We start from the raw sequence: 23940 nt of genomic DNA, 5'->3' as shown, positions 1-23940 counted from the left end.
CGTGAGGAGAAAAGGTATTTCTGATACAACTTAAAGGGAGATTGATTTAGCGCAAAATTGGCGGCAGGAAGTCTGCCGCCAGCGCCTGCTCAGGCGGCAAAAAAGGCGATCAGGATCGGGACCAGCAGGCTCAGCAGAAAACCGTGCACGATGGCGGCAGGGACGATCTCCACGCCGCCGGAACGCTGCAGCACCGGTAAGGTGAAGTCCATGGAGGTGGCGCCGCACAGCCCCAGCGCCGTGGAGCGGCTACGGCGAATCAGGCCCGGAATTAACATGATGGCCAGCAGCTCGCGGCACAGGTCGTTAAAGAACGCCGCGCTGCCGATCACCGGGCCAAAGGATTCGGTCAGTAAAATACCGGAGAGTGAATACCAGCCGAAGCCGCTGGCCATCGCCAGACCGGTCTTTAGCGGCAAATCCAGAATAAAGGCGTTGAGGATGCCGCCGAGTAATGAACTGGCCGTGACCACCACGGCGACGATCATTCCCCGCCGGTTGAGGACTATTTGTCGCAGACTCATTCCATTATTGCGTAATTGAATACCGACGAGGAACAGGAGAAAGATCAGCGTATATTCGCTGGCTTCGGTGGCGTGTTGTAAAAAAGACAGGCCGGTCAGGCCAAGCAAGAAACCGAGCACCACCACACCGCACAGCTGGAGTGATTCCAGGGCCATGGCCAGGCGCGAGGGTAATTTCTCCTGACGATGCAGACTGCGCCAGGGCATTTTTCTTTCCAGCCACAGCAGAGCGGTAATATTACACAGTAAAATGATGACCACGCTCACCGAGGCGTAATGCAATATCGCCAGCAGATTGCTGGCCAGATTGTCGAGAAACGCCAGGCTGATACCCATAAAAAAGAGGATCACATAGACAATCCAGCTCAGCATCCGGTTAATCAGTTTTAACGCGGAGGAGTGACGAAGAGGCAGTAAATAGCCGACGACCAGCGGCAACAGAATGATGAACAGTCCCGAGAACATGAACGATGCAACCCTTGCATGATGAGAATAGCGCTCATGACACTATCCAAATAGCCGGGCCGAGTAAAGCTGTCGCCAGAAAGAAAAAGCCCGGGGACCCGGGCTTTAGAAAAGATTAATCGCGTTTTTCCAGCAGAGTGCGGTACAGCACGCCGCCGAGGATCCCGCCGACGATCGGCATGACCCAGAACAGCCACAGCTGCTGCAGCGCCCAACCACCCTGGAAAATCGCCACCGCGGTGCTGCGCGCCGGGTTGACCGAGGTGTTGGTGACCGGAATGCTGATCAAATGGATGAGGGTCAGCGCCAGGCCGATAGCGATCGGCGCGAAGCCCGCAGGCGCGTGTTTGTCGGTAGCGCCATGGATAACCAGCAGGAAGCCGCAGGTCAGTACGATTTCAATAACGATAGCCGACAGCATAGAGAAGCCGCCCGGGGAGTGTTCGCCATAGCCGTTGGAGGCAAAACCGCTGGCGGCGGCATCAAAGCCGGCTTTACCGCTGGCCACTACGTACAGCACCGCGGCGGCAATAATTCCGCCGACCACCTGGGCGATAATATAGCCAATGACCTCTTTCGCCGGGAAACGACCGCCGGCCCACAGGCCTAAGGTCACCGCCGGGTTGAAATGACCGCCGGAAATATGGCCAACCGCATACGCCATGGTTAATACGGTTAAACCAAATGCCAGCGCCACGCCGGCAAAACCGATACCCAGCTCGGGAAATGCTGCGGCAAGGACGGCGCTACCGCAGCCGCCAAATACAAGCCAGAAGGTGCCGAAGCATTCGGCTGCTAATTTTCTGAACATAACCACCTCAATTTAAATGTTTACGCGCACGAGCGGACCGTGCCGTTCTTTATTTATCGTGATAAGGGACGACGATAAAAATAAAGCGGCGTTATTCTAGAGATAATCGCCATCCCAGAGCCAGTTAAATATATTGCTATTATTTGATTTAGGGCAAGGTGAAGGGATTGCGTTTGCCAGTTTAACTATTCCTATATCCATCCAAGATTATCAATAGTGTAGAACATAACGTCTGAAATAAAACTATTTTGTTTGATGAATAATCAACAGTGGTTAATAGGCGGTAAGTGTGTAATTTTATGAATATATTTAACCTCCTGAATAGGATGCGCGAGGTGACTAAGCGGAGTGTCATCTTGCCGCCGCCCTCGCTATACTGTTGATTACTGAAGGAGAGTGGTGGTGTAGCGGAGGGGATATGCTTCTTGAGCGCGTAGAAATCGTCGGTTTTCGTGGTATCAATCGTCTGTCGTTGATGCTCGAGCAAAATAACGTCCTGATCGGGGAGAACGCGTGGGGGAAGTCCAGTCTGCTTGATGCGCTGACCCTGCTTTTGTCGCCAGAGTTCGATCTTTATCACTTTGTTCGCGATGACTTTTGGTTCCCCGCGGGCGACATCCAGGGGCGCGAGCACCATTTGCATATTATTCTGACCTTCCGCGAAACGGAGCCGGGACGCCATCGGGTGCGGCGTTTCCGTCCGCTTCAGCGCTGTTGGGTGCCCTGTGATGACGGGTATCACCGGGTGTTCTACCGCCTGGAAGGCGAACTCGCCGATGACGACAGCGTGATGACCCTGCGCAGTTTTATCGATGGCGAAGGCGAAGCGCTGGCGCTGGAGGATATCGATGAGCTGGCCAGACACCTGGTGCGTTTGATGCCGGTGCTGCGTCTGCGCGACGCGCGCTTTATGCGGCGCATTCATAACGGAACGGTACCGCACTCGCCGCAGATAGAGATCACCGCCCGCCAGCTGGATTTTCTGTCCCGCGAACTGGTCAGCCACCCGCAAAATTTATCCGACGGTCAGATCCGCGAGGGGTTGTCGGCCATGGTGCAGCTGCTGGAGCATTATTTTGCCGAGCAAAGCAGCGCCCAGACGCGACATCGCCTGATGCGGCGGCGTTCCCATGATGAACAGCGTAGCTGGCGTTATCTGGATATTATCAACCGGATGATCGACAAGCCCGGCGGGCGCAGCCATCGGGTGATCCTGCTGGGGCTGTTCGCCACCCTGCTGCAGGCGAAAGGGACGGTGCGCCTCGATCGCGACGCGCGGCCGCTGCTGTTGATTGAAGATCCCGAGACCCGCCTGCATCCGATCATGCTCTCCGTCGCCTGGCATCTGCTGAATTTGCTGCCGTTGCAGCGGGTGACCACCACCAACTCCGGAGAGCTGCTGTCCCTGACGCCGGTGGAGCAGGTGTGTCGGCTGGTGCGTGAATCGGCGCGGGTGTCGGCATGGCGGCTGGGGCCCGGCGGAATGAATGCCGAAGAGAGTCGGCGCATTGCCTTTCATATCCGCTTCAATCGCGCCTCATCGCTCTTCGCCCGCTGTTGGCTGCTGGTAGAGGGTGAGACGGAAACCTGGGTTATCAACGAACTGGCCCGCCAGTGCGGCCATCATTTTGATGCTGAAGGGGTGAAAGTCATTGAATTCGCCCAGTCGGGCCTGAAGCCGTTGATCAAATTCGCCCGCCGGATGGGGATCCAGTGGCACGTGCTGGTGGACGGCGATGAGGCAGGGAAAAAATATGCCGCGACCGTACGCGGCCTGCTGAATAACGATCGCGAGCTGGAGCGCGACCATCTGACCACTCTGCCGGCGCTGGATATGGAACACTTTATGTATCGTCAGGGATTTGATGACGTTTACCACCGGGTGGCGCAGATCCCGGATAATGTGCCCATGAATATGCGGCGGGTGATCACCAAGGCCATTCATCGTTCATCCAAGCCGGACCTGGCGATTGAGGTGGCAATGGAAGCCGGCCGCCGTGGGGTGGACGCAGTGCCGACGCTGCTGAAAAAAATGTTCTCGCGGGTACTGTGGCTGGCCCGCGGTCGCGCCGATTAATCTCTTCGCCGTCGGGGGGCTCGGCGGCGCAAAGCTCTCCGGCAGCTAAACAAAACGTCATTGGCGCGAAAAATGGATGTTCTGTTGCCAACGGGTTTCGATAGAATCACCGCCTGGATCGGCAGGGAAACAGCAGGAATCGGAATATGAAATTGAAGGGAAAACGCAGGACCGTCTGGTGGCTGTTGGCGATCGTGGTGCTGGGTCTGGCTGTCTGGGGATGGCGGATCCTCAACGCGCCGCTGCCGCACTACCAGACACTGGTGGTGCGCAAAGGCGACCTCCAGCAGAGCGTGCTGGCTACCGGCAAGCTGGATGCCCTGCGAAAAGTTGACGTCGGCGCCCAGGTCAGCGGACAGCTGAAGACGCTGCACGTGAATATCGGCGATAAGGTCAAAAAGGACCAACTGCTGGGGGTTATCGATCCTGAGCAGGCGCAAAACCAGATCAAAGAGGTGGAAGCGACGTTGATGGAGCTGCGCGCCCAGCTCAATCAGGCGCGCGCGGAGAGTAAGCTGGCGCAGGTGACCCTGGCCCGTCAGCAGCAGCTGGCGCAGCGCCAACTGGTCTCGCGACAGGACCTCGATACCGCGACCACCGACCTGGCGGTGAAACAGGCGCAAATCGGCACCATTGAAGCGCAAATTAAGCGCAACCAGGCGACGCTCGACACGGCGAAGACCAACCTCGACTACACGCGGATCCTGGCGCCGATGGCTGGCGAAGTGACGCAAATTACCACCCTGCAGGGACAGACGGTGATCGCTGCCCAGCAGGCGCCGAACATTCTGACCCTGGCGGACCTCAGCACCATGCTGGTTAAAGCGCAGGTCTCCGAAGCGGATGTCATCCATCTCAGACCGGGGCAAAAGGCGTGGTTTACCGTGCTGGGCGACCCGTTAACCCGCTATGAAGGCAAGCTGAAGGACATTCTGCCGACGCCGGAAAAAGTCAACGACGCCATCTTCTATTATGCCCGCTTCGAGGTCCCGAACCCGCAGGGGATCCTGCGCCTCGACATGACCGCGCAGGTGCATATTCAACTGGCCGAGGTAAAGAACGTGATCACCATCCCGCTGAGCGCCCTGGGCGATGCGGTCGGTGATAACCGCTACCACGTCCGGCTGTTGCGTACCGGCGAGGTCAAAGAGCGTGAGATTGTCATTGGCGCGCGCAATGATACCGACGTCTCGGTGGTGCAGGGACTTGAAGAGGGGGATGAGGTGATCGTCGGCGAGAGCGCGAGCGGGGCGGCAAAATGACGGCCTTGCTCGAGCTGCGTGATATTCGTCGCAGCTATCCTTCCGGCGACGGCAGCGTTGAGGTCCTCAAGGGGATCACCCTCAGTATCCATGCCGGGGAGATGGTGGCGATCGTGGGCGCCTCCGGCTCGGGTAAATCAACACTGATGAACATCCTTGGCTGCCTTGATAAACCCACCAGCGGCACCTATCGGGTGGCGGGAACCGATATTGCGCAGCTGGATGGCGATGCGCTGGCCCGTCTGCGGCGGGAACACTTTGGTTTTATCTTTCAACGCTATCACCTGCTGTCGCATTTGACCGCCGCGCAGAACGTCGAAGTGCCGGCGGTGTATGCCGGCAGTGAACGGCGGGCGCGCCTGGCGCGCGCTCATGAGCTGCTGGCGCGCCTGGGGCTTGGCGATCGCGCCGACTATCAGCCGTCGCAGCTGTCCGGCGGACAACAGCAGCGGGTCAGTATCGCCCGCGCCCTGATGAACGGTGGGGAAGTGATCCTCGCCGATGAGCCGACCGGCGCGCTGGATAGCCATTCCGGCGAAGAGGTGATGGCGATCCTGCACCAGCTGAAAGCGCAGGGGCACACGGTCATCATTGTCACTCACGATCCGCAGGTCGCCGCTCAGGCGGAGCGGATCGTCGAGATCCGCGATGGCGAAATCGTCCGCAACCCCTCCGCCAGCCGCCAGGGCGGTGGGCTGCGCGCCCGTCAGCAGGAGGAGCCCTCGGCGTGGCGTCAGTTCACCAGCGGCTTTCGCGAGGCGCTGGTCATGGCCTGGCGGGCGATGGCGGCGAATAAAATGCGCACCCTGCTGACCATGCTCGGCATTATTATTGGGATTGCCTCGGTGGTGTCGATCGTCGTGGTGGGCGATGCCGCCAAACAAATGGTGCTGGCAGATATTCGCGCGATAGGCACCAATACCATTGACGTCTACCCTGGCAAGGATTTTGGCGATGACGACCCGCGCTATCAGCAGGCGCTGAAGTATGACGACTTGCTGGCGATCCAGAAACAGCCGTGGGTGCGTTCAGCTACGCCGGCGGTGTCAAAAAGCCTGCGTCTGCGCGCCAACAATATTGACGTAGCCGCCAGCGCGGAAGGGGTGGGGCCGCAATACTTTAATGTTTACGGCATGACCTTTAGCGAGGGCAATACCTTTAATGAGCTGCAGCTCAACAGCCGGGCGCAGGTGGTGGTGCTCGACAGCAATACCCGTCGCCAGCTGTTTCCCAACAAAGCGAAAGTGGTGGGCGAGGTGATTCTGGTGGGCAATATGCCGGCCACGGTGATTGGCGTTGCGGATGAAAAGCAGTCGATGTTCGGCAGCAGTAAAATTCTCCGCGTCTGGTTGCCCTACACCACCATGGCGGGAAGGGTGATGGGCCAGTCGTGGCTGAACTCGATCACCGTTCGCGTTCATGAAGGCTATGACAGCGACACCGCTGAAAAACAGCTGCTGCGTTTGCTGGAGCTGCGGCATGGTAAAAAAGATGTATTCACATGGAATATGGACAGCATCTTGAAAACCGCCGAAAGGACCACACATACCTTACAGCTGTTCCTCACATTGGTGGCGGTGATCGCCCTGGTGGTCGGCGGGATTGGCGTGATGAATATTATGCTGGTGTCGGTGACTGAACGAACGCGTGAGATAGGCATCCGCATGGCGGTTGGCGCCCGGGCCAGCGATGTGCTGCAGCAGTTTCTCATCGAAGCGGTGCTGGTTTGCCTGGTCGGCGGCGCGCTGGGGGTGACATTGTCGCTGATGATTGCGTTTATTCTGCAGCTGTTTCTCCCCGGCTGGGAGATCGGTTTTTCGCCGCTGGCGCTGGTGACAGCGTTTCTCTGTTCGACGTTAACCGGGGTGCTGTTTGGGTGGCTGCCGGCGCGCAATGCGGCGCGGCTCGATCCGGTGGATGCCCTGGCGCGGGAGTAGTCGGGATGAGAAATAAAAATGCCAGTCAGAAGGACTGGCATTTTATTAGCAGGATGTACACAATGAAGCAAAAGAGTTATGCAGCCGTTTCCGCTTCCACAGGGACGATCACGCTGGCGTGGTTGCCTTTTGGCCCCTGGTGAACATCAAACCGAACGGCTTGTCCGGCTTTTAGCGTTCTGTAACCATCCATCTGGATGGTGGAGTAATGGGCGAAAATGTCTTCGCCGCCGCCCTCAGGGCAGATAAAACCGAACCCTTTGGCATTGTTGAACCACTTAACAGTACCCATTTCCATACTTCGACATCCTTCGTAAATCTTTATTAGTAAGATGGAATGAACCGGTGGTGGAGTGACGAGTTGTTCAATTGCTCGCCAACTCTCGCCACTACAATTTAGAGAAATACGAAAACGCGTCAAGCGATTGAGGAGGGGGAGCGGCGAAAAATGCGTCAAAATTTGAAGCAGTTAACGCTATTGCCGGGGAATGTGACAGCCGTCGCGGATAGAAGCGATAGATGATAGTTATCTATGATCTGTTGTAGATTTGTGATGAGCATAACCTCTGGTCATCGACAGGCTTCCGCCTGTTGGCAACAGCAACCGATGATGAACACTGACGATGAGTAAGAGAGATTGGCTGGACTTCGAGCACCTGGTTGACGACGAAGTTCGTGATGCGATTAAACCGCCATCTATGTATAAAGTGATATTGGTCAATGATGACTACACTCCAATGGAGTTTGTTATTGACGTGTTACAAAAATTCTTTTCTTATGATGTTGAACGTGCAACGCAACTGATGCTCACGGTTCACTATGAAGGTAAGGCGATTTGTGGCGTGTTTACCGCGGAAGTGGCGGAGACCAAAGTCGCTATGGTGAATCAGTACGCGAGGGAGAACGAGCATCCATTGCTGTGTACGCTGGAAAAAGCCTGAATACAGGCATGAAAATTGGGGGAGGTGCCTATGCTCAATCAAGAACTGGAACTCAGTTTAAATATGGCTTTCGCCAGAGCGCGCGAGCACCGTCATGAGTTTATGACCGTCGAGCACTTGCTGCTGGCTCTGCTAAGCAACCCCTCGGCCCGTGAGGCCCTGGAAGCGTGTTCAGTGGACCTGGTGGCATTGCGTCAGGAACTTGAAGCCTTCATCGAACAAACCACACCCGTCCTGCCAGCCACGGAAGAAGAGCGCGACACTCAGCCGACGCTGAGCTTCCAGCGTGTGCTGCAGCGCGCCGTCTTCCACGTGCAATCTTCTGGCCGCAGCGAAGTGACCGGCGCCAACGTGCTGGTGGCGATTTTCAGCGAGCAGGAGTCGCAGGCCGCCTACCTGCTGCGTAAACATGAAGTGAGCCGACTCGATGTGGTGAACTTCATTTCTCATGGTACACGCAAAGACGAGCCGAGCCAGTCTTCCGATAACAGCGGAAGCCAGCCTGGCAATGAAGAGCAAGCCGGCGGGGAGGAACGTATGGAAAACTTCACCACCAACCTCAATCAGCTTGCTCGCGTCGGCGGCATTGATCCCCTGATCGGTCGTGAAAAAGAGCTGGAGCGCGCCATTCAGGTTCTGTGCCGTCGGCGTAAAAATAACCCGCTGCTGGTGGGGGAATCCGGCGTCGGTAAAACCGCCATCGCCGAAGGCCTTGCCTGGCGTATTGTGCAGGGCGATGTGCCGGAAGTCATGGCTGACTGCACCATCTACTCGCTCGATATTGGTTCTCTGCTGGCCGGGACGAAATACCGTGGCGATTTTGAAAAACGCTTTAAAGCGTTGCTCAAACAGCTGGAGCAGGATACCAACAGCATCCTGTTCATTGATGAGATCCACACCATCATCGGTGCGGGGGCGGCGTCTGGCGGTCAGGTCGATGCGGCTAACCTGATCAAACCGCTGCTTTCCAGCGGCAAGATCCGGGTGATTGGCTCCACCACTTACCAGGAGTTCAGCAACATCTTTGAGAAAGATCGTGCGCTGGCCCGCCGTTTCCAGAAAATTGATATTACCGAACCGTCGGTGGAAGAGACCGTCCAGATTATCAACGGCCTGAAGCCGAAGTACGAAGCGCACCACGATGTGCGTTATACCGCCAAGGCGGTGCGTGCGGCGGTTGAGCTGGCGGTGAAATACATTAACGATCGTCATCTGCCGGATAAGGCGATTGACGTGATTGACGAGGCAGGGGCGCGGGCGCGCTTAATGCCGGTCAGCAAGCGTAAGAAAACGGTTAATGTGGCGGATATCGAGTCAGTGGTGGCGCGCATTGCGCGGATCCCTGAGAAGAGCGTCTCCCGCAGCGATCGCGATACGCTGAAAAACCTTGGCGATCGACTGAAAATGCTGGTCTTTGGTCAGGATAAGGCCATCGAGGCGCTGACGGAAGCCATCAAAATGGCGCGCGCCGGGCTGGGCCATGAGCACAAGCCGGTGGGTTCATTCCTGTTCGCCGGGCCGACCGGGGTGGGGAAAACCGAAGTGACCGTGCAGCTGGCGAAGGCGCTGGGTATTGAGCTGCTGCGTTTTGATATGTCCGAATATATGGAACGTCATACCGTCAGCCGTTTAATCGGGGCGCCTCCGGGCTACGTCGGCTTCGATCAGGGCGGGCTGCTGACCGATGCGGTGATTAAACATCCGCACGCGGTGCTGCTGCTCGATGAGATCGAAAAAGCGCATCCGGACGTGTTCAACCTGCTTCTGCAGGTGATGGATAACGGAACGCTGACCGATAACAACGGACGTAAAGCGGACTTCCGCAACGTGGTGCTGGTGATGACCACCAACGCCGGGGTGCGGGAAACCGAGCGTAAATCGATTGGCCTTATCCAGCAGGACAACAGTCCGGATGCAATGGATGAGATCAAGAAGATCTTTACGCCGGAGTTCCGTAACCGTCTCGACAACATTATCTGGTTCGATCACCTCTCCACCACGGTGATCCATCAGGTTGTCGACAAGTTTATCGTCGAGCTGCAGGTTCAGCTGGATCAGAAAGGCGTCTCCCTGGAAGTCAGCCAGGAAGCGCGCGACTGGCTGGCGGAAAAAGGTTACGACCGGGCGATGGGGGCACGTCCGATGGGACGCGTCATTCAGGACAACCTGAAAAAACCGCTGGCGAACGAGCTGCTGTTTGGCTCGCTGGTCGACGGGGGGCAGGTGACGGTCTCTCTGGACAGCGTGAAAAATACGCTGACTTACGACTTCCAGAGCGCGCCGAAGCACAAACCGGAAGCCGCCCACTAAGGCGATATCTTGCATGTAAAAACCGGCCACTGGCCGGTTTTTTTTTGCTGGCTGGCGGTAGAAATGAAAAGACCGGGAATTATCCCGGCCTTCAGCATCTGACGCCTTAGTGGCGAAAACAATCAGCGACTACGGAAGACAATGCGGCCTTTGCTCAGGTCGTACGGGGTCAGCTCAACAGTCACTTTGTCGCCCGTCAGAATGCGGATGTAGTTTTTACGCATTTTACCGGAGATATGCGCGGTTACCACGTGACCGTTTTCCAGTTCTACGCGGAACATAGTGTTAGGCAACGTTTCAAGTACGGTGCCCTGCATTTCAATATTGTCTTCTTTGGCCATCTAGTCCTCTGGGGTATCACTACCGTAGTTTTGAACCGGCAAGATAATGCCGAAGTTCATCATGTAAGTAAAGTTTTACGTGTCTACCCTGAATCATTCACCTTACCGCAAGGCGCGCAGTCAGCACGCCGGCAATGGAAATATGACGGGTATGAATCGCCGAAGTAGTTTTGGCGCATTGCCCGGGACACACACGGCCATGCCGCGTGACAGGCGCAAACGTAAAGGGGAGTGACAGAACGATGGGCGTTATCTGACTCTTATTATTCCCAAACGGCGGCGGGGCAACAGGCAGAAGCTACTCTACCGCGCAATTATACCATCCTGACGCAAAATGTGCTGAAAACATTTTATTATCCGCCCGGAAATAGCACCCGTGGTACCCAAAATCGCTCGGGTAGACGGTAGCCGCGTAATACCGAGAGATAGTCCAGATAATCGCGGCGGGGAATATCCACTGCGCCTAATGACGCGGTGTGGTTGTTCAGCACCTGACAGTCAATTAATTTACCGCCGCTCTGCGCAAAGTCCTGGCAAAATACCAGCAGCGCGGTTTTAGAGGCATTTTCCGCCCGGCTGAACATCGACTCGCCGCAAAACAATGCCCCCTGCGCCACGCCGTACATTCCCCCCACCAGGGTATTCTCCTGCCAGACTTCAATGGAGTGGGCATGGCCCAGCTCATGCAGCTGGTGATAGGCGCGAACGATGCTGCTGGTTATCCAGGTGCCTTCGTCACGATCGCTGGCGCAGCCCTCAATCACCTCGCCAAAGGCATGATTGAGCGTGACGCGGTAGGGGGAGCGCTGATGAAAGCGCTTCATGCTGCGGCTGAGATGGAACTGTTCCGGCCAAAGCACTGCCCGGGGATCGGGCGACCACCAGAGGATCGGGTCGCCGGGGGAAAACCAGGGAAAAATACCACGCTGATAGGCCATCAGCAGACGCGCGGGGCTTAGATCGCCGCCGAGCGCCAGCAGGCCGTTAGGTTCACGCAGGGCGCCTTCCGGAGAAGGGAAGGCGATAGAATGCCGGGAGAGCTGAACCAGACGCATTTTAACCTCAATACGCATCAGCAAAAATTAGATAATAGCCTACAGACGCTGTTTAAACTGGAAGTACCGGCCCTGTTTAGCGAGCAGCTCCGCGTGACTACCTTGCTCAATTATCTGGCCGTTGTCCATGACTATTATCTGATTAAAACGCGCCAGGCCTCGCAGGCGGTGGGTGACCATCAGCACGGTCTTCTCGCGCATGACTTCCGCCAGCAGATGCAGGATCTGGCTTTCGGTGGCGGCATCCAGACCTTCTGTCGGTTCATCCAGCAGCATCAGCGGCGCATCGTGGAGCAGCGCGCGGGCGATGGCCAGCCGGCGCAGTTCGCCGCCGGAAAGCTGGCGTCCGCCTTCGCCCAGCCAGCCGTTGAGTCCGCCATCTTCCAGCAGTTTTTCCAGGCCTACCTTCTCAAGGGTGGCGCAGAGCAGAGTGTCATCAGCCTCAGGCGCCGCCAGCCGCAGGTTGTCACGCAGGGTGGCGCTGAACAGATGCACGCGCTGCGGCACCACGCTCATTGACTGCCGCAGGGTGGCTTCGCTCAGCCCGGACAGCGGCTGGTCGTTGAGCAATATCTCTCCCTGCGCCGGATCCCATGCGCGGGTGAGCAACTGCAACAGCGTCGACTTTCCGCAGCCGGTTCGGCCAAGAATAGCGATATGTTCCCCGGCGGCAATCTGCAGGGAGATGTTCTCCAGGGCGGGGGAGGGCTGCTGCGGGTAGCGGAAGGTGACCTGCCTGAAGGTTAAGGCCACCTGCGCAGGCCTGCTGGCTTCGCCCTCAACGAAGGAGACTTCCGGCTGCTGGTCAGTGATCTGCGAGATCCGCAGCGCGGAGGCGATCACCTGACCTAAATGCTGGAAAGCGCCGGTGACGGGCGCCAGGGCTTCGAAAGCCGCCAGGGCGCAGAAGACGAACAGGGCGATCAGCGCCCCGGGCTGACTGTTGCCGCCGACGCCGTCTGAGGCCAGCCAGAGCATGGCCACCACGGCGATTCCGCCGATTAACAGCATTAGCGCCTGTGAAAGCGCGGTCAGCTCGGCCTGGCGACGCTGCGCGTCCTGCCAGCTGAGCTCGGTTTTTTCCATTTGCGCGCGATAGCGGTCGCTGGCGTTAAACACCATCAGCTCCGCCTGGCCCTGCAGCCAGGCGGTAAGCTGTTGCCGATACTGACCGCGCAGCTGGGTCATACTCTCTCCGGCCGGTTTACCGGCGCGATAGAACAGCGGCGGCATAACCAGCAGGGTCACCAGCATGATGCCGCCGAGCGTCAGCGCGAGGGTAACGTCGAGCAGGCTTAATCCGCAGGTCACCACCACAATCACCACCAGCGCGCCGACCAGCGGCGAAATGACCCGCAGGTAGAGATGATCCAGAGTGTCGACGTCGGCGACTACGCGGTTGAGCAGTTCACCCTGGCGAAAGCGCGCCAGCCCCGCCGGAGAGAGGGGGAGCAGTTTGCTGAAGGTGAAGACGCGCAGGTGCTGCAGCACGCGGAAGGTGGCATCGTGGCTGACCAGACGCTCGAAATAGCGTCCGGCGGTACGGATAATCGCTGCGCCGCGGACGCCCGCGGCGGGCAGCATATAGTTAAAACTGTAGATCCCGGCGACGCCCACCACCGCAGAGGCGGAGAGAAACCAGCCGGAGAGCGTCAGCAGGCCGATACTGGCCAGCAGGGTCACAATAGCCAGTACGATGCCGAGCAGCAGCATCCATTTGTGGCGTTTATACAGTGCCAGATAGGGTAAGAGCGCGCGCATTTAAATCTCCTCCTGACGATGGGCCAACAGCGCCGAGAAGACCCCGCCGGCGCGGGCCAGCGTGGCGTAGTCGCCTTGTTCGATAATCTGTCCGTCCTGCATCACCCAGACGGCATCCCAGTCCGCCAGTCCCTCAAGCTGATGGGTAACCAGCAGCGTGGTTTGCTGGGTGGAGGCGTGGGTCAACGCCTGCATAACCCGTTGTTCGCTATGGGCGTCGAGGCTGGCGGCGGGTTCATCCAGCAGCAGCAGGCGGCACGGCACCAACAGCGCGCGGGCGACCGCGATACGCTGCGCCTGGCCGACCGACAGACGGCCCGCCTGATCGCCCACGGCGGTATGGATCCCATCCGGCAGCAGAGCGATAAACTCGCTCACCCAGGCCTTGTCCAGCGCCAGCCGAAGCTGGGCATCGCTGGCTTCCGGCCACGCCAGCAGCACATTTTCCCGCAGCGTGGCGGCAGGAAGCTGGGGATTCTGCCCCACCCAGCTTAACAGGCGACGCCAGCGATCGGCGTCCAGCTCGCGCAGCTCCACGCCGTTGACCTTCAGCGAACCTTCATAGGGCAAAAAGCCGAGCAGGGTGTTCAGCAGGGAACTTTTCCCTGAGCCGCTCTGCCCCACCAGCACCACCCGCGCGCCTGCAGGCAGTGAAAAATTCAGCGGCCCGGCGAGGACTTTTCCGTCGGGAGATTTAATCAGCAGATCGCGCGCTTCCACGCCAATCAGATCGTTATCATTTAAGGTTTTTTCGCCACGCTCCACCTGGGTCAGCGGGGTTTCCATAAACGTTTTCAGACTGTCCGCAGCGCCGACGGCCTGGGCTTTGGCATGGTAGAAGGTGCCCAGGTCGCGTAATGGCTGGAAAAACTCCGGGGCGAGGATCAGCGTCAGGAAGCCCGCCATCAGCGTGACGCCCGCGCCATAGTGGCCGAAGTTAAGCTCGCCCAGGTATGAGAAGCCGAAATAAACCGCTACCAGCGCAATGGAGAGCGAGGTGAAAAACTCCAGTACTCCGGAGGAGAGGAACGCCAGGCGCAGGACTTCCATGGTGCGTTGGCGAAAGTCCTGCGAGGCGTCGCGAATATTATCCGTTTCGGCCTGACCACGGTGAAAAATACGCAAGGTTTCCATGCCGCGCAGACGGTCGAGGAAGTGGCCGCTGAGGCGGGCCAGCGCCTGGAAGTTACGCCGGTTGGCATCGGCGGCGCCCATCCCAACCAGGGCCATAAACAGGGGGATCAGCGGCGCGGTGCCGAGGAGGATCAGCGCGGCGGCCCAGTTGATCGGGAAAATAGTGATAACGATCAGCAGCGGCACGCAGGCCGCCAGCGTCATCTGCGGCAGGTAGCGGGCATAATAGTCATGCATATCGTCGATCTGCTCGAGGATAAGCGTCGCCCAGCTGCCGGCCGGTTTACCCTGGATCCACGCCGGGCCCGCCTGCTGGAGACGGTCGAGCACCTGGCGGCGAATTTCATAGCGAATATGCTGTCCGGCCTGAAAGCCGACCCGTTCACGCAGCCAGACCACCCAGGCGCGCAGCACAAAGGTCAGCACCAGCAGGGTCAGCGGCAGCAGCAGGGCGGTCGCAGGAATATTCTCCATCACCATCCGGTGCAGGATCCGCGCCAGGAACCAGGCCTGCGCCACGATCAGCAGACCGCTCGCCACGCCGAGGAGGCGGGAAATCATCAACCAGCGACGGGAGATAATGCTTTGCTGTTTTAACCAGCGGGTTAACTCTTGTTGACGGGTTTTATTCATTGCGCGCTTAGCAGGTGTCGTTATGGGAATATTGGGCACGGCAATGTTACATCGCGGCAAAAATAAAGGCGACTTTTCGTCGCCTTCTTTACCTTTGTTACTGACTTGTAAAGATTATTTGCACGCGTCAGCCAAACCGTCGAGGTAACGTTCAGCGTCCAGCGCCGCCATGCAGCCGGTGCCGGCGGAGGTGATAGCCTGACGATAAATATGGTCCATGACATCGCCGGCGGCAAACACGCCCGGGATGCTGGTCTGGGTCGCATTGCCGTGGATACCGGACTGCACTTTGATGTAGCCGTTCTCCAGCTCCAACTGACCTTCAAAGATGGCGGTGTTCGGGCTGTGGCCGATGGCGACAAACAGACCGGCTACTTCCAGGGACTCGACGTTGTCGCTGTTTTTGGTATCGCGCAGACGCAGGCCGCTAACGCCCATCTGGTCGCCGGTCACCTCTTCGAGGGTGCGATCGGTATGCAGCACGATGTTGCCGCTTGCCACTTTGTCCATCAGGCGTTTGATGAGGATTTTTTCCGCACGGAAGGAATCGCGACGGTGGATCAGATGTACCTCAGAGGCGATGTTCGACAGATACAGGGCCTCTTCAACCGCGGTGTTGCCGCCGCCGATCACCGCCACTTTCTGGTTGCGATAGAAGAATCCGTCACAGGTGGCGCACGCGGAAACGCCGCGGCCCTTGAAGGCTTCTTCGGAAGGCAGACCCAGGTAACGGGCTGAAGCGCCGGTGGCGATAATCAGCGCGTCACAGGTGTATTCGCCGCTGTCGCCGGTCAGACGGAACGGCCGGTTTTGCAGGTCGACGCGGCTGATATGGTCGAAAATAATCTCGGTTTCAAATTTCGCGGCATGCTCGTGCATGCGCTCCATCAGCAGCGGACCGGTCAAATCGTTCGGATCGCCTGGCCAGTTTTCCACTTCCGTCGTAGTGGTCAGCTGACCGCCTTTTTCCATCCCGGTGATCAGCACCGGCTGCAGGTTGGCGCGCGCGGCATAGACCGCCGCGGTGTATCCCGCAGGTCCAGAACCAAGAATAAGCAGTTTACTGTGTTTGGCTGTGCCCATGAGATCCCCATAATAATTGGCATACATTGGGCTGGGATTGTAGGGAATTTGTTGTCGTAAAAAAAGAGCGCAGCGATTTTGTTAACGATATGTGCAATAGAAGCGGCCGATGAATTGGCGATTTTCCCGGCAAGGAATATAACTATTTCTACTGTTGGCGGGGCAATTATAAGACGAAAAAATGAGAATCAACCAGGGTGGATGATGAATATCTGGCATCTTGTACTAAAAATCGATGTTTTGCTTTGACAATCCCCTGTGCTTTTGCGAAAACATTCAAGGAAGAAGAAAAGCAGTATTTGGCGTGCGGCGAATTTTCATGCACGCAAATGCCATTTTTATCCGGGTTAACGAAATCTACGCATGGTGTGGACAGACGCCATGCGTGATATCGGTGACTGCCGTCAGGCAACGGGCTTCTCACGTACCCCTGGGTTACCTAATGTCGTACGGGTAATAACAGGATGGGCTCTGGCAGTGAAGGCACAGAGCCGGAACAGGAGTAGGGAAGGAATACAGAGAGACAATAATAATGGTAGATAGCAAGAAGCGCCCTGGCAAAGATCTCGACCGCATTGATCGTAACATCCTGAATGAATTGCAAAAAGATGGGCGAATTTCTAACGTCGAGCTTTCTAAACGGGTGGGACTTTCTCCGACGCCTTGCCTTGAGCGTGTGCGTCGTCTTGAAAGACAGGGTTTTATTCAGGGCTATACGGCGCTGCTCAACCCGCATTATCTGGATGCATCACTTCTGGTATTTGTTGAGATTACTCTGAATCGTGGCGCACCGGATGTGTTTGAGCAATTTAACGCCGCAGTGCAAAAACTTGAAGAAATTCAAGAGTGTCATCTGGTTTCCGGTGATTTCGACTATCTGTTGAAAACCCGCGTACCGGATATGTCAGCGTATCGTAAATTACTGGGCGAGACCTTGCTGCGCCTGCCGGGCGTTAACGACACCCGTACCTATGTGGTAATGGAAGAAGTCAAGCAAAGTAATCGTCTGGTTATTAAGACGCGCTAACACGGAACAGGTGCAAACTCGACGTAGTTTGATTACACTCCTGTTAATCCATACAGCAACAGTGCCGGGGAGACCCGGCGCTGTTGTCCGTTTTAGCAGCAGGCAGGAAACAGCCTGATACCTGGAGAGCCTTTCTTGAGCCAGGAATACACCGAAGACAAAGAAGTCAAACTTACCAAACTCAGCAGCGGGCGCCGACTCCTTGAGGCGATGCTCATCCTTTGCTCCCTCTTCGCCATCTGGCTGATGGCGGCATTACTGAGCTTTAACCCCTCGGACCCAAGCTGGTCGCAAACGGCATGGCATGAGCCTATTCATAATTTAGGCGGCGCCCCCGGCGCGTGGCTTGCCGATACCCTGTTTTTCATTTTTGGCGTCATGGCCTATACCATCCCGGTGATCATCATCGGCGGATGCTGGTTTGCCTGGCGGCATCAGGAAAACGACGAATACATTGATTATTTCGCCGTTTCTCTGCGTCTCATCGGTGCGTTAGCCCTGATCCTGACCTCCTGCGGTCTGGCGGCGATTAACGCTGATGATATCTGGTACTTCGCCTCTGGCGGGGTGATTGGCAGCCTGCTGAGCACCACCCTGCAACCGCTGCTGCACAGCAGCGGCGGCACCATCGCTCTGTTGTGCATCTGGGCGGCCGGCCTGACGCTGTTTACCGGCTGGTCGTGGGTCAGCATTGCGGAAAAACTGGGCGGCGGCATCCTGTCCGTACTCACCTTTGCCAGCAACCGCACCCGTCGGGATGATACCTGGGTCGATGAAGGCGAATACGAAGACGACGATGAAGAGTACGACGACGAAGAGGCGGCAACCCCCCAGGAGTCGCGTCGGGCCCGTATCTTGCGCAGCGCGCTGGCGCGGCGTAAACGTCTGGCCGAGAAGTTTACCAACCCTATGGGGCGTAAAACCGACGCGGCGCTTTTCTCCGGCAAACGGATGGACGACGGGGAAGAGGCCGTGCAGTACAGCGCCAGCGGTGCGCCAGTCGCCGCCGACGATGTACTGTTTTCCGGTGCCAGCGCCGCGCGTCCCGCAGAGAATGATGTGCTATTTTCCGGCGCCAGCGCCGCGCGCCCGGGCGATTTCGACCCTTACGATCCGTTGCTGAACGGCCACAGTATCGCTGAGCCGGTGGGCGCAGCGGCGGCGGCCACTGCCGCGCCGCAGGCGTGGGGCGAGTCGACGGCGGGCCATCAGGGCGCTGCGCCGGCTTATCAGCCAGAAGCCAGCTATCCGCCGCAGCAGGCCTACCAGCCTGAACCCGCCCCGTTCCAGCAGGCTGCTTATCAGCCGCCAGCGGGGCAACCCGCGCCGCAGGCGTTTCAACCAGAGCCGGCGCAGTATCAACAGCCGGTTTACGATCCGCATGCCGGACAACAGCCTGCGCCGCAGGGGTATCAACCCGAGCATGCGCCGCACCAGCAGCCGGTTTACGATCCATATGCCGGACAACAGCCTGCGCCGCAGGGGTATCAACCAGAGCCTGTACAGTATCAGCAGCCGGTTTACGATCCATATGCCGGACAACAGCCTGCGCCGCAGGGGTATCAACCAGAGCCTGCACAGTATCAGCAGCCGGTTTACGATCCATATGCCGGGCAACAGCCTGCGCCGCAGGGGTATCAACCCGAGCCTGCGCCGCACCAGCAGCCGGTTTACGATCCGCATGCCGGTCAGCCCGCGCCGCAGGGGTATCAACCCGAACCTGCACAGTATCAGCAGCCGGTTTACGATCCGTATGCCGGCCAGCCCGCGCCGCAGGGGTATCAACCCGAGACTGCGCCTTATCAGCAGCCGAGTTACGATCCGCATGCCGGCCAGCCCGCGCCGCAGGCGTATCAGCCTGAGCCCGCGCCGGTACCTGCCGCGCAGCCAGAGCCTGAGGTCGTGCAGGAAGAAGTGAAACGTCCGCCGCTCTATTACTTCGAGGAAGTGGAAGAGAAGCGGGCGCGCGAACGCGAGCTGCTGGCTTCCTGGTATCAGCCTATTCCGGAGCCGGAAAGCCCGATCGCCACCAAACCGCTGACGCCGCCAGCCGCCCCGGCCAAACCGCCCGTGGAGTCAACCGTGGTTTCTGCGGTGGCGGCCGGGGTGCATCAGGCAACGGCTGCCAGCGGCGGCTCAGCGGCCGCGACGACGGCGACCGCCGCGTCCGCAGCGACGGCGCCATTGTTCAGCCCGGCCTCCAGCGGACCGCGGGTACAGGTGAAAGAGGGCATTGGTCCAAAACTACCGCGGCCTAATCGTGTTCGCGTCCCGACGCGTCGGGAACTGGCCTCCTACGGCATCAAGCTACCGTCGCAGCGTGAAGCAGAACAGCGCGCGCGGCAGGCAGAGCGAGACCCCCATTATGATGATGGGCTGATCTCTGATGAGGAAGCGGATGCTATGGAGCAGGATGAACTGGCTCGCCAGTTCGCCGCCACTCAACAGCAGCGCTATGGCCATCGCTGGGAAGACGATAACGCGACTGATGACGATGATGCCGACGCCGCGGCGGAAGCGGAGCTGGCGCGCCAGTTTGCCGCCACCCAGCAGCAGCGCTACGCCTCCGAGCAGCCGCCGGGCGCCAATCCGTTCTCGCCGGCGGATTACGAATTCTCGCCGATGAAAACTCTGGTCAATGAGGGGCCGAGCGAGCCGCTGTTTACGCCGACACCTGAAGTACAGCCGCAGCAGCCAGCCCAGCACTATCAACAACCGGCCGCCGCTCCGCAGCAGGGTTATCAACCTGCGCAGCACCAGCCGGTACATCATCAGCCAGTGCCGCCGCAGCCTTACCAGACTGCGCCGCAGTCCGTGCCGCAGCACCAACCGGTTACCCCGCAGGGGCATCAGCCTGCCGCGCCTGCGCCGCAGGAGAGCCTGATCCACCCGCTGCTGATGCGCAATGGCGATAGTCGACCGCTGCAAAAGCCGACGACGCCGCTGCCGTCGCTGGATCTGCTTACGCCGCCGCCCAGTGAAGTCGAGCCGGTGGATACCTTTGCTCTCGAGCAGATGGCACGACTGGTGGAAGCGCGACTCGCCGATTTCCGCATTAAAGCGGATGTGGTGAACTACTCGCCGGGGCCGGTGATCACCCGCTTCGAACTGAATCTGGCGCCTGGCGTCAAAGCGGCGCGAATCTCTAACCTGTCACGGGATCTGGCGCGTTCGCTGTCCACGGTCGCCGTGCGCGTGGTGGAGGTGATCCCGGGTAAACCGTATGTCGGGCTTGAGCTGCCGAATAAAAAGCGCCAGACCGTCTACCTGCGTGAAGTGCTCGACAACAGCAAGTTCCGTGATAACCCGTCGCCGCTGACCGTGGTGCTGGGTAAAGACATCGCCGGCGATCCGGTGGTGGCCGATCTGGCGAAAATGCCGCACCTGCTGGTGGCCGGTACCACCGGTTCCGGTAAGTCGGTCGGCGTCAACGCCATGATCCTCAGCATGCTCTACAAGGCGCAGCCGGAAGATGTGCGTTTCATCATGATCGACCCGAAAATGCTGGAGTTGTCGGTCTACGAAGGTATTCCGCACCTGCTGACGGAAGTGGTTACCGACATGAAAGACGCCGCCAATGCGCTGCGCTGGAGCGTCAACGAGATGGAGCGTCGCTACAAGCTGATGTCGGCGCTGGGCGTGCGTAACCTGGCGGGCTATAACGAGAAGATTGCAGAAGCGGCGCGCATGGGTCGTCCGATCCCGGATCCGTACTGGAAGCCTGGCGACAGTATGGACGCCGTGCACCCGGTACTGGAAAAGCTGCCGTACATTGTGGTGCTGGTGGACGAATTCGCCGACCTGATGATGACCGTCGGTAAGAAGGTGGAAGAGCTGATCGCTCGCCTGGCGCAGAAAGCGCGTGCGGCGGGGATCCACCTGGTGCTGGCGACGCAGCGTCCGTCGGTGGATGTCATTACCGGTCTGATTAAGGCCAACATTCCGACGCGCATCGCTTTTACCGTGTCGAGCAAAATTGACTCGCGTACCATTCTGGATCAGGGCGGTGCGGAATCGCTGCTCGGGATGGGGGACATGCTCTACTCCGGGCCGAACTCCACCACGCCGGTGCGCGTCCATGGGGCGTTTGTTCGCGACCAGGAAGTCCACGCCGTGGTTCAGGACTGGAAAGCCCGCGGTCGTCCGCAGTATGTAGACGGCATTACCTCCGACAGCGAAAGCGAAGGCGGCGGCGGTGGCTTCGACGGTGGTGAAGAGCTGGATCCGCTGTTCGATCAGGCGGTCAGCTTTGTGACCGAGAAGCGTAAAGCGTCGATTTCCGGGGTGCAGCGCCAGTTCCGCATCGGCTATAACCGTGCCGCGCGTATTATCGAACAGATGGAAGCGCAGGGCATTGTCAGCGAGCAGGGCCATAACGGTAACCGCGAAGTACTGGCGCCGCCGCCCTTTGAATGAGTGCAAAGTTGGGTAAATAAGCGCAAAATCAGCCAATTCTTCTGTCCCGCCGCCGTCGGCGGTCCTACATTAGGGGCAGAAGAGGCTCCCGCGTCGGGAGTGACGCACATTAAGGAAGAACAATGAAAAAACTCGCAATCACCTGTGCATTACTGTCTGGTATGGTCGTCAGCCAGGTCTGGGCAGATGCGGCCAGTGACTTAAAAAGCCGTCTTGATAAAGTGAGCAGCTTCCATGCCAGCTTCACGCAAAAAGTCACCGACGGCAGCGGCAACGCCGTGCAGGACGGACAGGGCGACCTGTGGGTAAAACGCCCGAATCTGTTTAACTGGCATATGACCCAGCCGGATGAGAGCGTCCTCGTTTCGGATGGTAAAACCCTGTGGTTCTATAACCCGTTCGTCGAGCAGGCCACGGCGACCTGGCTGAAAGACGCCACCAGCAACACGCCGTTTATGCTGATTGCCCGCAACCAGTCCAGCGACTGGCAGCAGTACAATATCAAACAAAACGGCGATGATTTTGTGCTGACGCCGAAAAGCGGCAGCGGCAACCTGAAGCAGTTCACGATCAACGTCGGTCGGGACGGCACCATCCATCAGTTCAGCGCCGTCGAGCAGGATGATCAGCGCAGCAGCTATCAGCTGAAATCGCAGCAGAACGGCGCCGTCGACGCATCTAAGTTCACCTTTACGCCGCCGAAAGGGGTGACGGTGGACGATCAACGTAAGTAGAGGCGAAAGTGAGCAATCTGTCGCTCGATTTTTCCGACAACGCGTTTCAACCTCTGGCCGCTCGCATGCGGCCAGAAAATTTAGCGCAGTATATTGGCCAGCAGCACCTGCTGGCGCCGGGCAAACCCCTGCCGCGGGCGATCGAAGCCGGGCACCTGCATTCGATGATCCTCTGGGGGCCGCCGGGCACCGGCAAGACTACCCTGGCGGAAGTGATCGCCCGCTATGCCAGCGCCGATGTCGAACGGATCTCGGCGGTGACCTCCGGGGTGAAAGAGATCCGCGAGGCCATTGAGCGCGCGCGGCAGAATCGCAACGCCGGCCGACGAACGATTCTGTTTGTTGACGAAGTGCATCGCTTCAATAAAAGCCAGCAGGATGCCTTTCTGCCGCATATTGAAGATGGCACCATCACCTTTATTGGCGCGACCACCGAAAATCCCTCCTTTGAGCTTAATTCAGCGCTGCTCTCCCGCGCCCGCGTCTACTTACTGAAATCGCTCACCACCGACGATATCGAGCAGGTGCTTGACCAGGCGATGCACGATAAAACCCGCGGCTACGGCGGCCAGGATATCGTATTGCCGGATGAGACCCGCAGGGCCATCGCCGAACTGGTGAACGGCGATGCGCGGCGGGCGCTGAATACCCTGGAAATGATGGCCGATATGGCCGAGAGCGATGATGCGGGCAAGCGGGTGCTGAAGGCGGAACTGCTGACCGAGATCGCCGGCGAGCGCAGCGCGCGCTTTGATAATAAAGGCGACCGTTTCTACGATTTGATTTCCGCCCTGCATAAGTCAGTGCGCGGGAGCGCGCCGGACGCGGCGCTCTACTGGTACGCGCGGATCATCACCGCCGGGGGCGATCCGCTGTACGTTGCCCGCCGTTGTCTGGCGATTGCCTCGGAAGACGTCGGCAACGCCGACCCGCGGGCGATGCAGGTGGCCATTTCGGCGTGGGACTGCTTTACCCGCGTCGGGCCGGCGGAAGGCGAACGGGCGATTGCCCAGGCCATTGTCTATCTGGCCTGCGCGCCGAAGAGCAATGCGGTCTACACTGCCTTTAAAGCGGCGCTGGCCGACGCGCGAGACCGTCCGGACTATGACGTTCCGGTGCATCTGCGCAATGCCCCGACGAAGCTGATGAAAGAGATGGGCTACGGGCAGGAGTATCGTTACGCTCATGACGAACCTAACGCCTACGCCGCCGGTGAGCAGTACTTCCCGCAGGAAATGGCGCAAACGCGCTATTATCGCCCGACAAACCGGGGGCTTGAGGGCAAAATTGGCGAAAAGCTCGCCTGGCTCGCTGAACAGGATCAAAATAGCCCGATAAAACGCTACCGCTAATTGAGGCGTTGCGGTAAGGTTATTACACTATTTCCGTGGTCGTAGTCTGCGGCCACTATTCTTTTTTTAATTCGATA

At 58.5% G+C, this 23940-nt stretch carries 17 protein-coding genes; 9 read left to right on the top strand and 8 right to left on the bottom strand.

The window, feature by feature from the left end; translation table 11 throughout:
* Positions 1-89 precede the first annotated feature (89 nt).
* Both QLG03_RS06815 and aqpZ read right to left on the bottom strand, forming a co-directional pair.
* Positions 90-989: a lysine exporter LysO family protein gene (locus QLG03_RS06815; RefSeq protein WP_048334579.1), complete on the bottom strand. Its 900-nt coding sequence runs from the start codon at positions 987-989 to the stop codon at positions 90-92.
* A 115-nt stretch (positions 990-1104) separates the two neighbouring features.
* Positions 1105-1800, bottom strand: a complete 696-nt coding sequence (gene aqpZ / locus QLG03_RS06810) for an aquaporin Z (RefSeq protein ID WP_004201355.1) — start codon at positions 1798-1800, stop codon at positions 1105-1107.
* Positions 1801-2218: 418 nt separating this feature from the next.
* Here aqpZ and QLG03_RS06805 point away from each other — a divergent pair, with 418 nt between their 5' ends.
* From QLG03_RS06805 to macB, 3 genes are all read left to right on the top strand, one after another.
* The gene (locus QLG03_RS06805; protein ID WP_023289003.1) at positions 2219-3877 is read left to right on the top strand and encodes an ATP-dependent endonuclease; all 1659 of its coding nucleotides are present in this window, start codon (positions 2219-2221) and stop codon (positions 3875-3877) included.
* 146 nt (positions 3878-4023) lie between these two features.
* Complete coding sequence (gene macA, locus QLG03_RS06800; protein ID WP_255988123.1) at positions 4024-5139, top strand: macrolide transporter subunit MacA; 1116 nt, start codon at positions 4024-4026, stop codon at positions 5137-5139.
* Positions 5136-7076 carry a macrolide ABC transporter ATP-binding protein/permease MacB gene (gene macB / locus QLG03_RS06795; RefSeq protein ID WP_044521907.1) on the top strand — a complete coding sequence of 647 codons (1941 nt, stop codon included), beginning with the start codon at positions 5136-5138 and terminating at the stop codon, positions 7074-7076. Before macA ends, macB begins: the two co-directional genes overlap by 4 nt.
* Before the next feature lie 76 nt (positions 7077-7152).
* Here the strand turns inward: macB and cspD are convergent, their stop codons facing one another.
* Positions 7153-7374, bottom strand: coding sequence for a cold shock-like protein CspD (cspD, locus tag QLG03_RS06790; protein ID WP_002896516.1), 222 nt, complete (start codon positions 7372-7374; stop codon positions 7153-7155).
* Between the two features lie 325 nt (positions 7375-7699).
* Here cspD and clpS point away from each other — a divergent pair, with 325 nt between their 5' ends.
* Complete coding sequence (gene clpS / locus QLG03_RS06785; protein WP_002896520.1) at positions 7700-8017, top strand: ATP-dependent Clp protease adapter ClpS; 318 nt, start codon at positions 7700-7702, stop codon at positions 8015-8017.
* A gap of 30 nt (positions 8018-8047) precedes the next feature.
* On the top strand, positions 8048-10327 hold the full coding sequence (gene clpA / locus QLG03_RS06780) for an ATP-dependent Clp protease ATP-binding subunit ClpA (protein ID WP_032455257.1): 2280 nt from the start codon (positions 8048-8050) through the stop codon (positions 10325-10327).
* A 122-nt stretch (positions 10328-10449) separates the two neighbouring features.
* Here the strand turns inward: clpA and infA are convergent, their stop codons facing one another.
* The 5 genes from infA to trxB form a co-directional block, all read right to left on the bottom strand.
* Positions 10450-10668, bottom strand: a complete 219-nt coding sequence (gene infA, locus QLG03_RS06775) for a translation initiation factor IF-1 (protein ID WP_001040187.1) — start codon at positions 10666-10668, stop codon at positions 10450-10452.
* Positions 10669-11021: 353 nt separating this feature from the next.
* Entirely contained in the window at positions 11022-11723 is a 702-nt protein-coding gene (gene aat / locus QLG03_RS06770; RefSeq protein ID WP_023289006.1) for a leucyl/phenylalanyl-tRNA--protein transferase, read from the bottom strand.
* Between the two features lie 39 nt (positions 11724-11762).
* Positions 11763-13484 carry a cysteine/glutathione ABC transporter ATP-binding protein/permease CydC gene (gene cydC, locus QLG03_RS06765; RefSeq protein ID WP_023289007.1) on the bottom strand — a complete coding sequence of 574 codons (1722 nt, stop codon included), beginning with the start codon at positions 13482-13484 and terminating at the stop codon, positions 11763-11765.
* Positions 13485-15251 (bottom strand): cysteine/glutathione ABC transporter permease/ATP-binding protein CydD, encoded by a 1767-nt coding sequence (gene cydD, locus QLG03_RS06760; RefSeq protein WP_044521908.1) that lies wholly within the window; start codon positions 15249-15251, stop codon positions 13485-13487.
* A gap of 114 nt (positions 15252-15365) precedes the next feature.
* Complete coding sequence (gene trxB, locus QLG03_RS06755) at positions 15366-16334, bottom strand: thioredoxin-disulfide reductase (protein WP_002898019.1); 969 nt, start codon at positions 16332-16334, stop codon at positions 15366-15368.
* Between the two features lie 532 nt (positions 16335-16866).
* Here trxB and lrp point away from each other — a divergent pair.
* From lrp to rarA, 4 genes are all read left to right on the top strand, one after another.
* Complete coding sequence (gene lrp / locus QLG03_RS06750) at positions 16867-17361, top strand: leucine-responsive transcriptional regulator Lrp (RefSeq protein WP_000228469.1); 495 nt, start codon at positions 16867-16869, stop codon at positions 17359-17361.
* Positions 17362-17496: 135 nt separating this feature from the next.
* Entirely contained in the window at positions 17497-21777 is a 4281-nt protein-coding gene (ftsK, locus tag QLG03_RS06745) for a DNA translocase FtsK (RefSeq protein ID WP_255988115.1), read from the top strand.
* Between the two features lie 122 nt (positions 21778-21899).
* A complete protein-coding gene (gene lolA, locus QLG03_RS06740; RefSeq protein ID WP_004201368.1) occupies positions 21900-22511 on the top strand; it encodes an outer membrane lipoprotein chaperone LolA in 612 nt (203 codons plus the stop codon).
* Between the two features lie 8 nt (positions 22512-22519).
* Entirely contained in the window at positions 22520-23863 is a 1344-nt protein-coding gene (gene rarA / locus QLG03_RS06735) for a replication-associated recombination protein RarA (protein ID WP_032455263.1), read from the top strand.
* Positions 23864-23940: the final 77 nt, after the last annotated feature.

Origin of the sequence: Klebsiella sp. V115_8, assembly GCF_029967715.1 — a bacterium.
Lineage (GTDB): Bacteria > Pseudomonadota > Gammaproteobacteria > Enterobacterales > Enterobacteriaceae > Klebsiella > Klebsiella quasipneumoniae.
The sequence above is the reverse complement of the archived record's forward strand: the minus strand, read 5'-3'. Positions and strand labels throughout refer to the sequence as shown.

Excerpts from the sequence above, each read along its gene's own strand:
- QLG03_RS06815 (WP_048334579.1), bottom strand. The coding sequence starts at position 989 with ATGTTCTCGGGACTGTTCATCATTCTGTTGCCGCTGGTCGTCGGCTAT.
- aqpZ (WP_004201355.1), bottom strand. The coding sequence starts at position 1,800 with ATGTTCAGAAAATTAGCAGCCGAATGCTTCGGCACCTTCTGGCTTGTA.
- QLG03_RS06805 (WP_023289003.1), top strand. The coding sequence starts at position 2,219 with ATGCTTCTTGAGCGCGTAGAAATCGTCGGTTTTCGTGGTATCAATCGT.
- macA (WP_255988123.1), top strand. The coding sequence starts at position 4,024 with ATGAAATTGAAGGGAAAACGCAGGACCGTCTGGTGGCTGTTGGCGATC.
- macB (WP_044521907.1), top strand. The coding sequence starts at position 5,136 with ATGACGGCCTTGCTCGAGCTGCGTGATATTCGTCGCAGCTATCCTTCC.
- cspD (WP_002896516.1), bottom strand. The coding sequence starts at position 7,374 with ATGGAAATGGGTACTGTTAAGTGGTTCAACAATGCCAAAGGGTTCGGT.
- clpS (WP_002896520.1), top strand. The coding sequence starts at position 7,700 with ATGAGTAAGAGAGATTGGCTGGACTTCGAGCACCTGGTTGACGACGAA.
- clpA (WP_032455257.1), top strand. The coding sequence starts at position 8,048 with ATGCTCAATCAAGAACTGGAACTCAGTTTAAATATGGCTTTCGCCAGA.
- infA (WP_001040187.1), bottom strand. The coding sequence starts at position 10,668 with ATGGCCAAAGAAGACAATATTGAAATGCAGGGCACCGTACTTGAAACG.
- aat (WP_023289006.1), bottom strand. The coding sequence starts at position 11,723 with ATGCGTCTGGTTCAGCTCTCCCGGCATTCTATCGCCTTCCCTTCTCCG.
- cydC (WP_023289007.1), bottom strand. The coding sequence starts at position 13,484 with ATGCGCGCGCTCTTACCCTATCTGGCACTGTATAAACGCCACAAATGG.
- cydD (WP_044521908.1), bottom strand. The coding sequence starts at position 15,251 with ATGAATAAAACCCGTCAACAAGAGTTAACCCGCTGGTTAAAACAGCAA.
- trxB (WP_002898019.1), bottom strand. The coding sequence starts at position 16,334 with ATGGGCACAGCCAAACACAGTAAACTGCTTATTCTTGGTTCTGGACCT.
- lrp (WP_000228469.1), top strand. The coding sequence starts at position 16,867 with ATGGTAGATAGCAAGAAGCGCCCTGGCAAAGATCTCGACCGCATTGAT.
- lolA (WP_004201368.1), top strand. The coding sequence starts at position 21,900 with ATGAAAAAACTCGCAATCACCTGTGCATTACTGTCTGGTATGGTCGTC.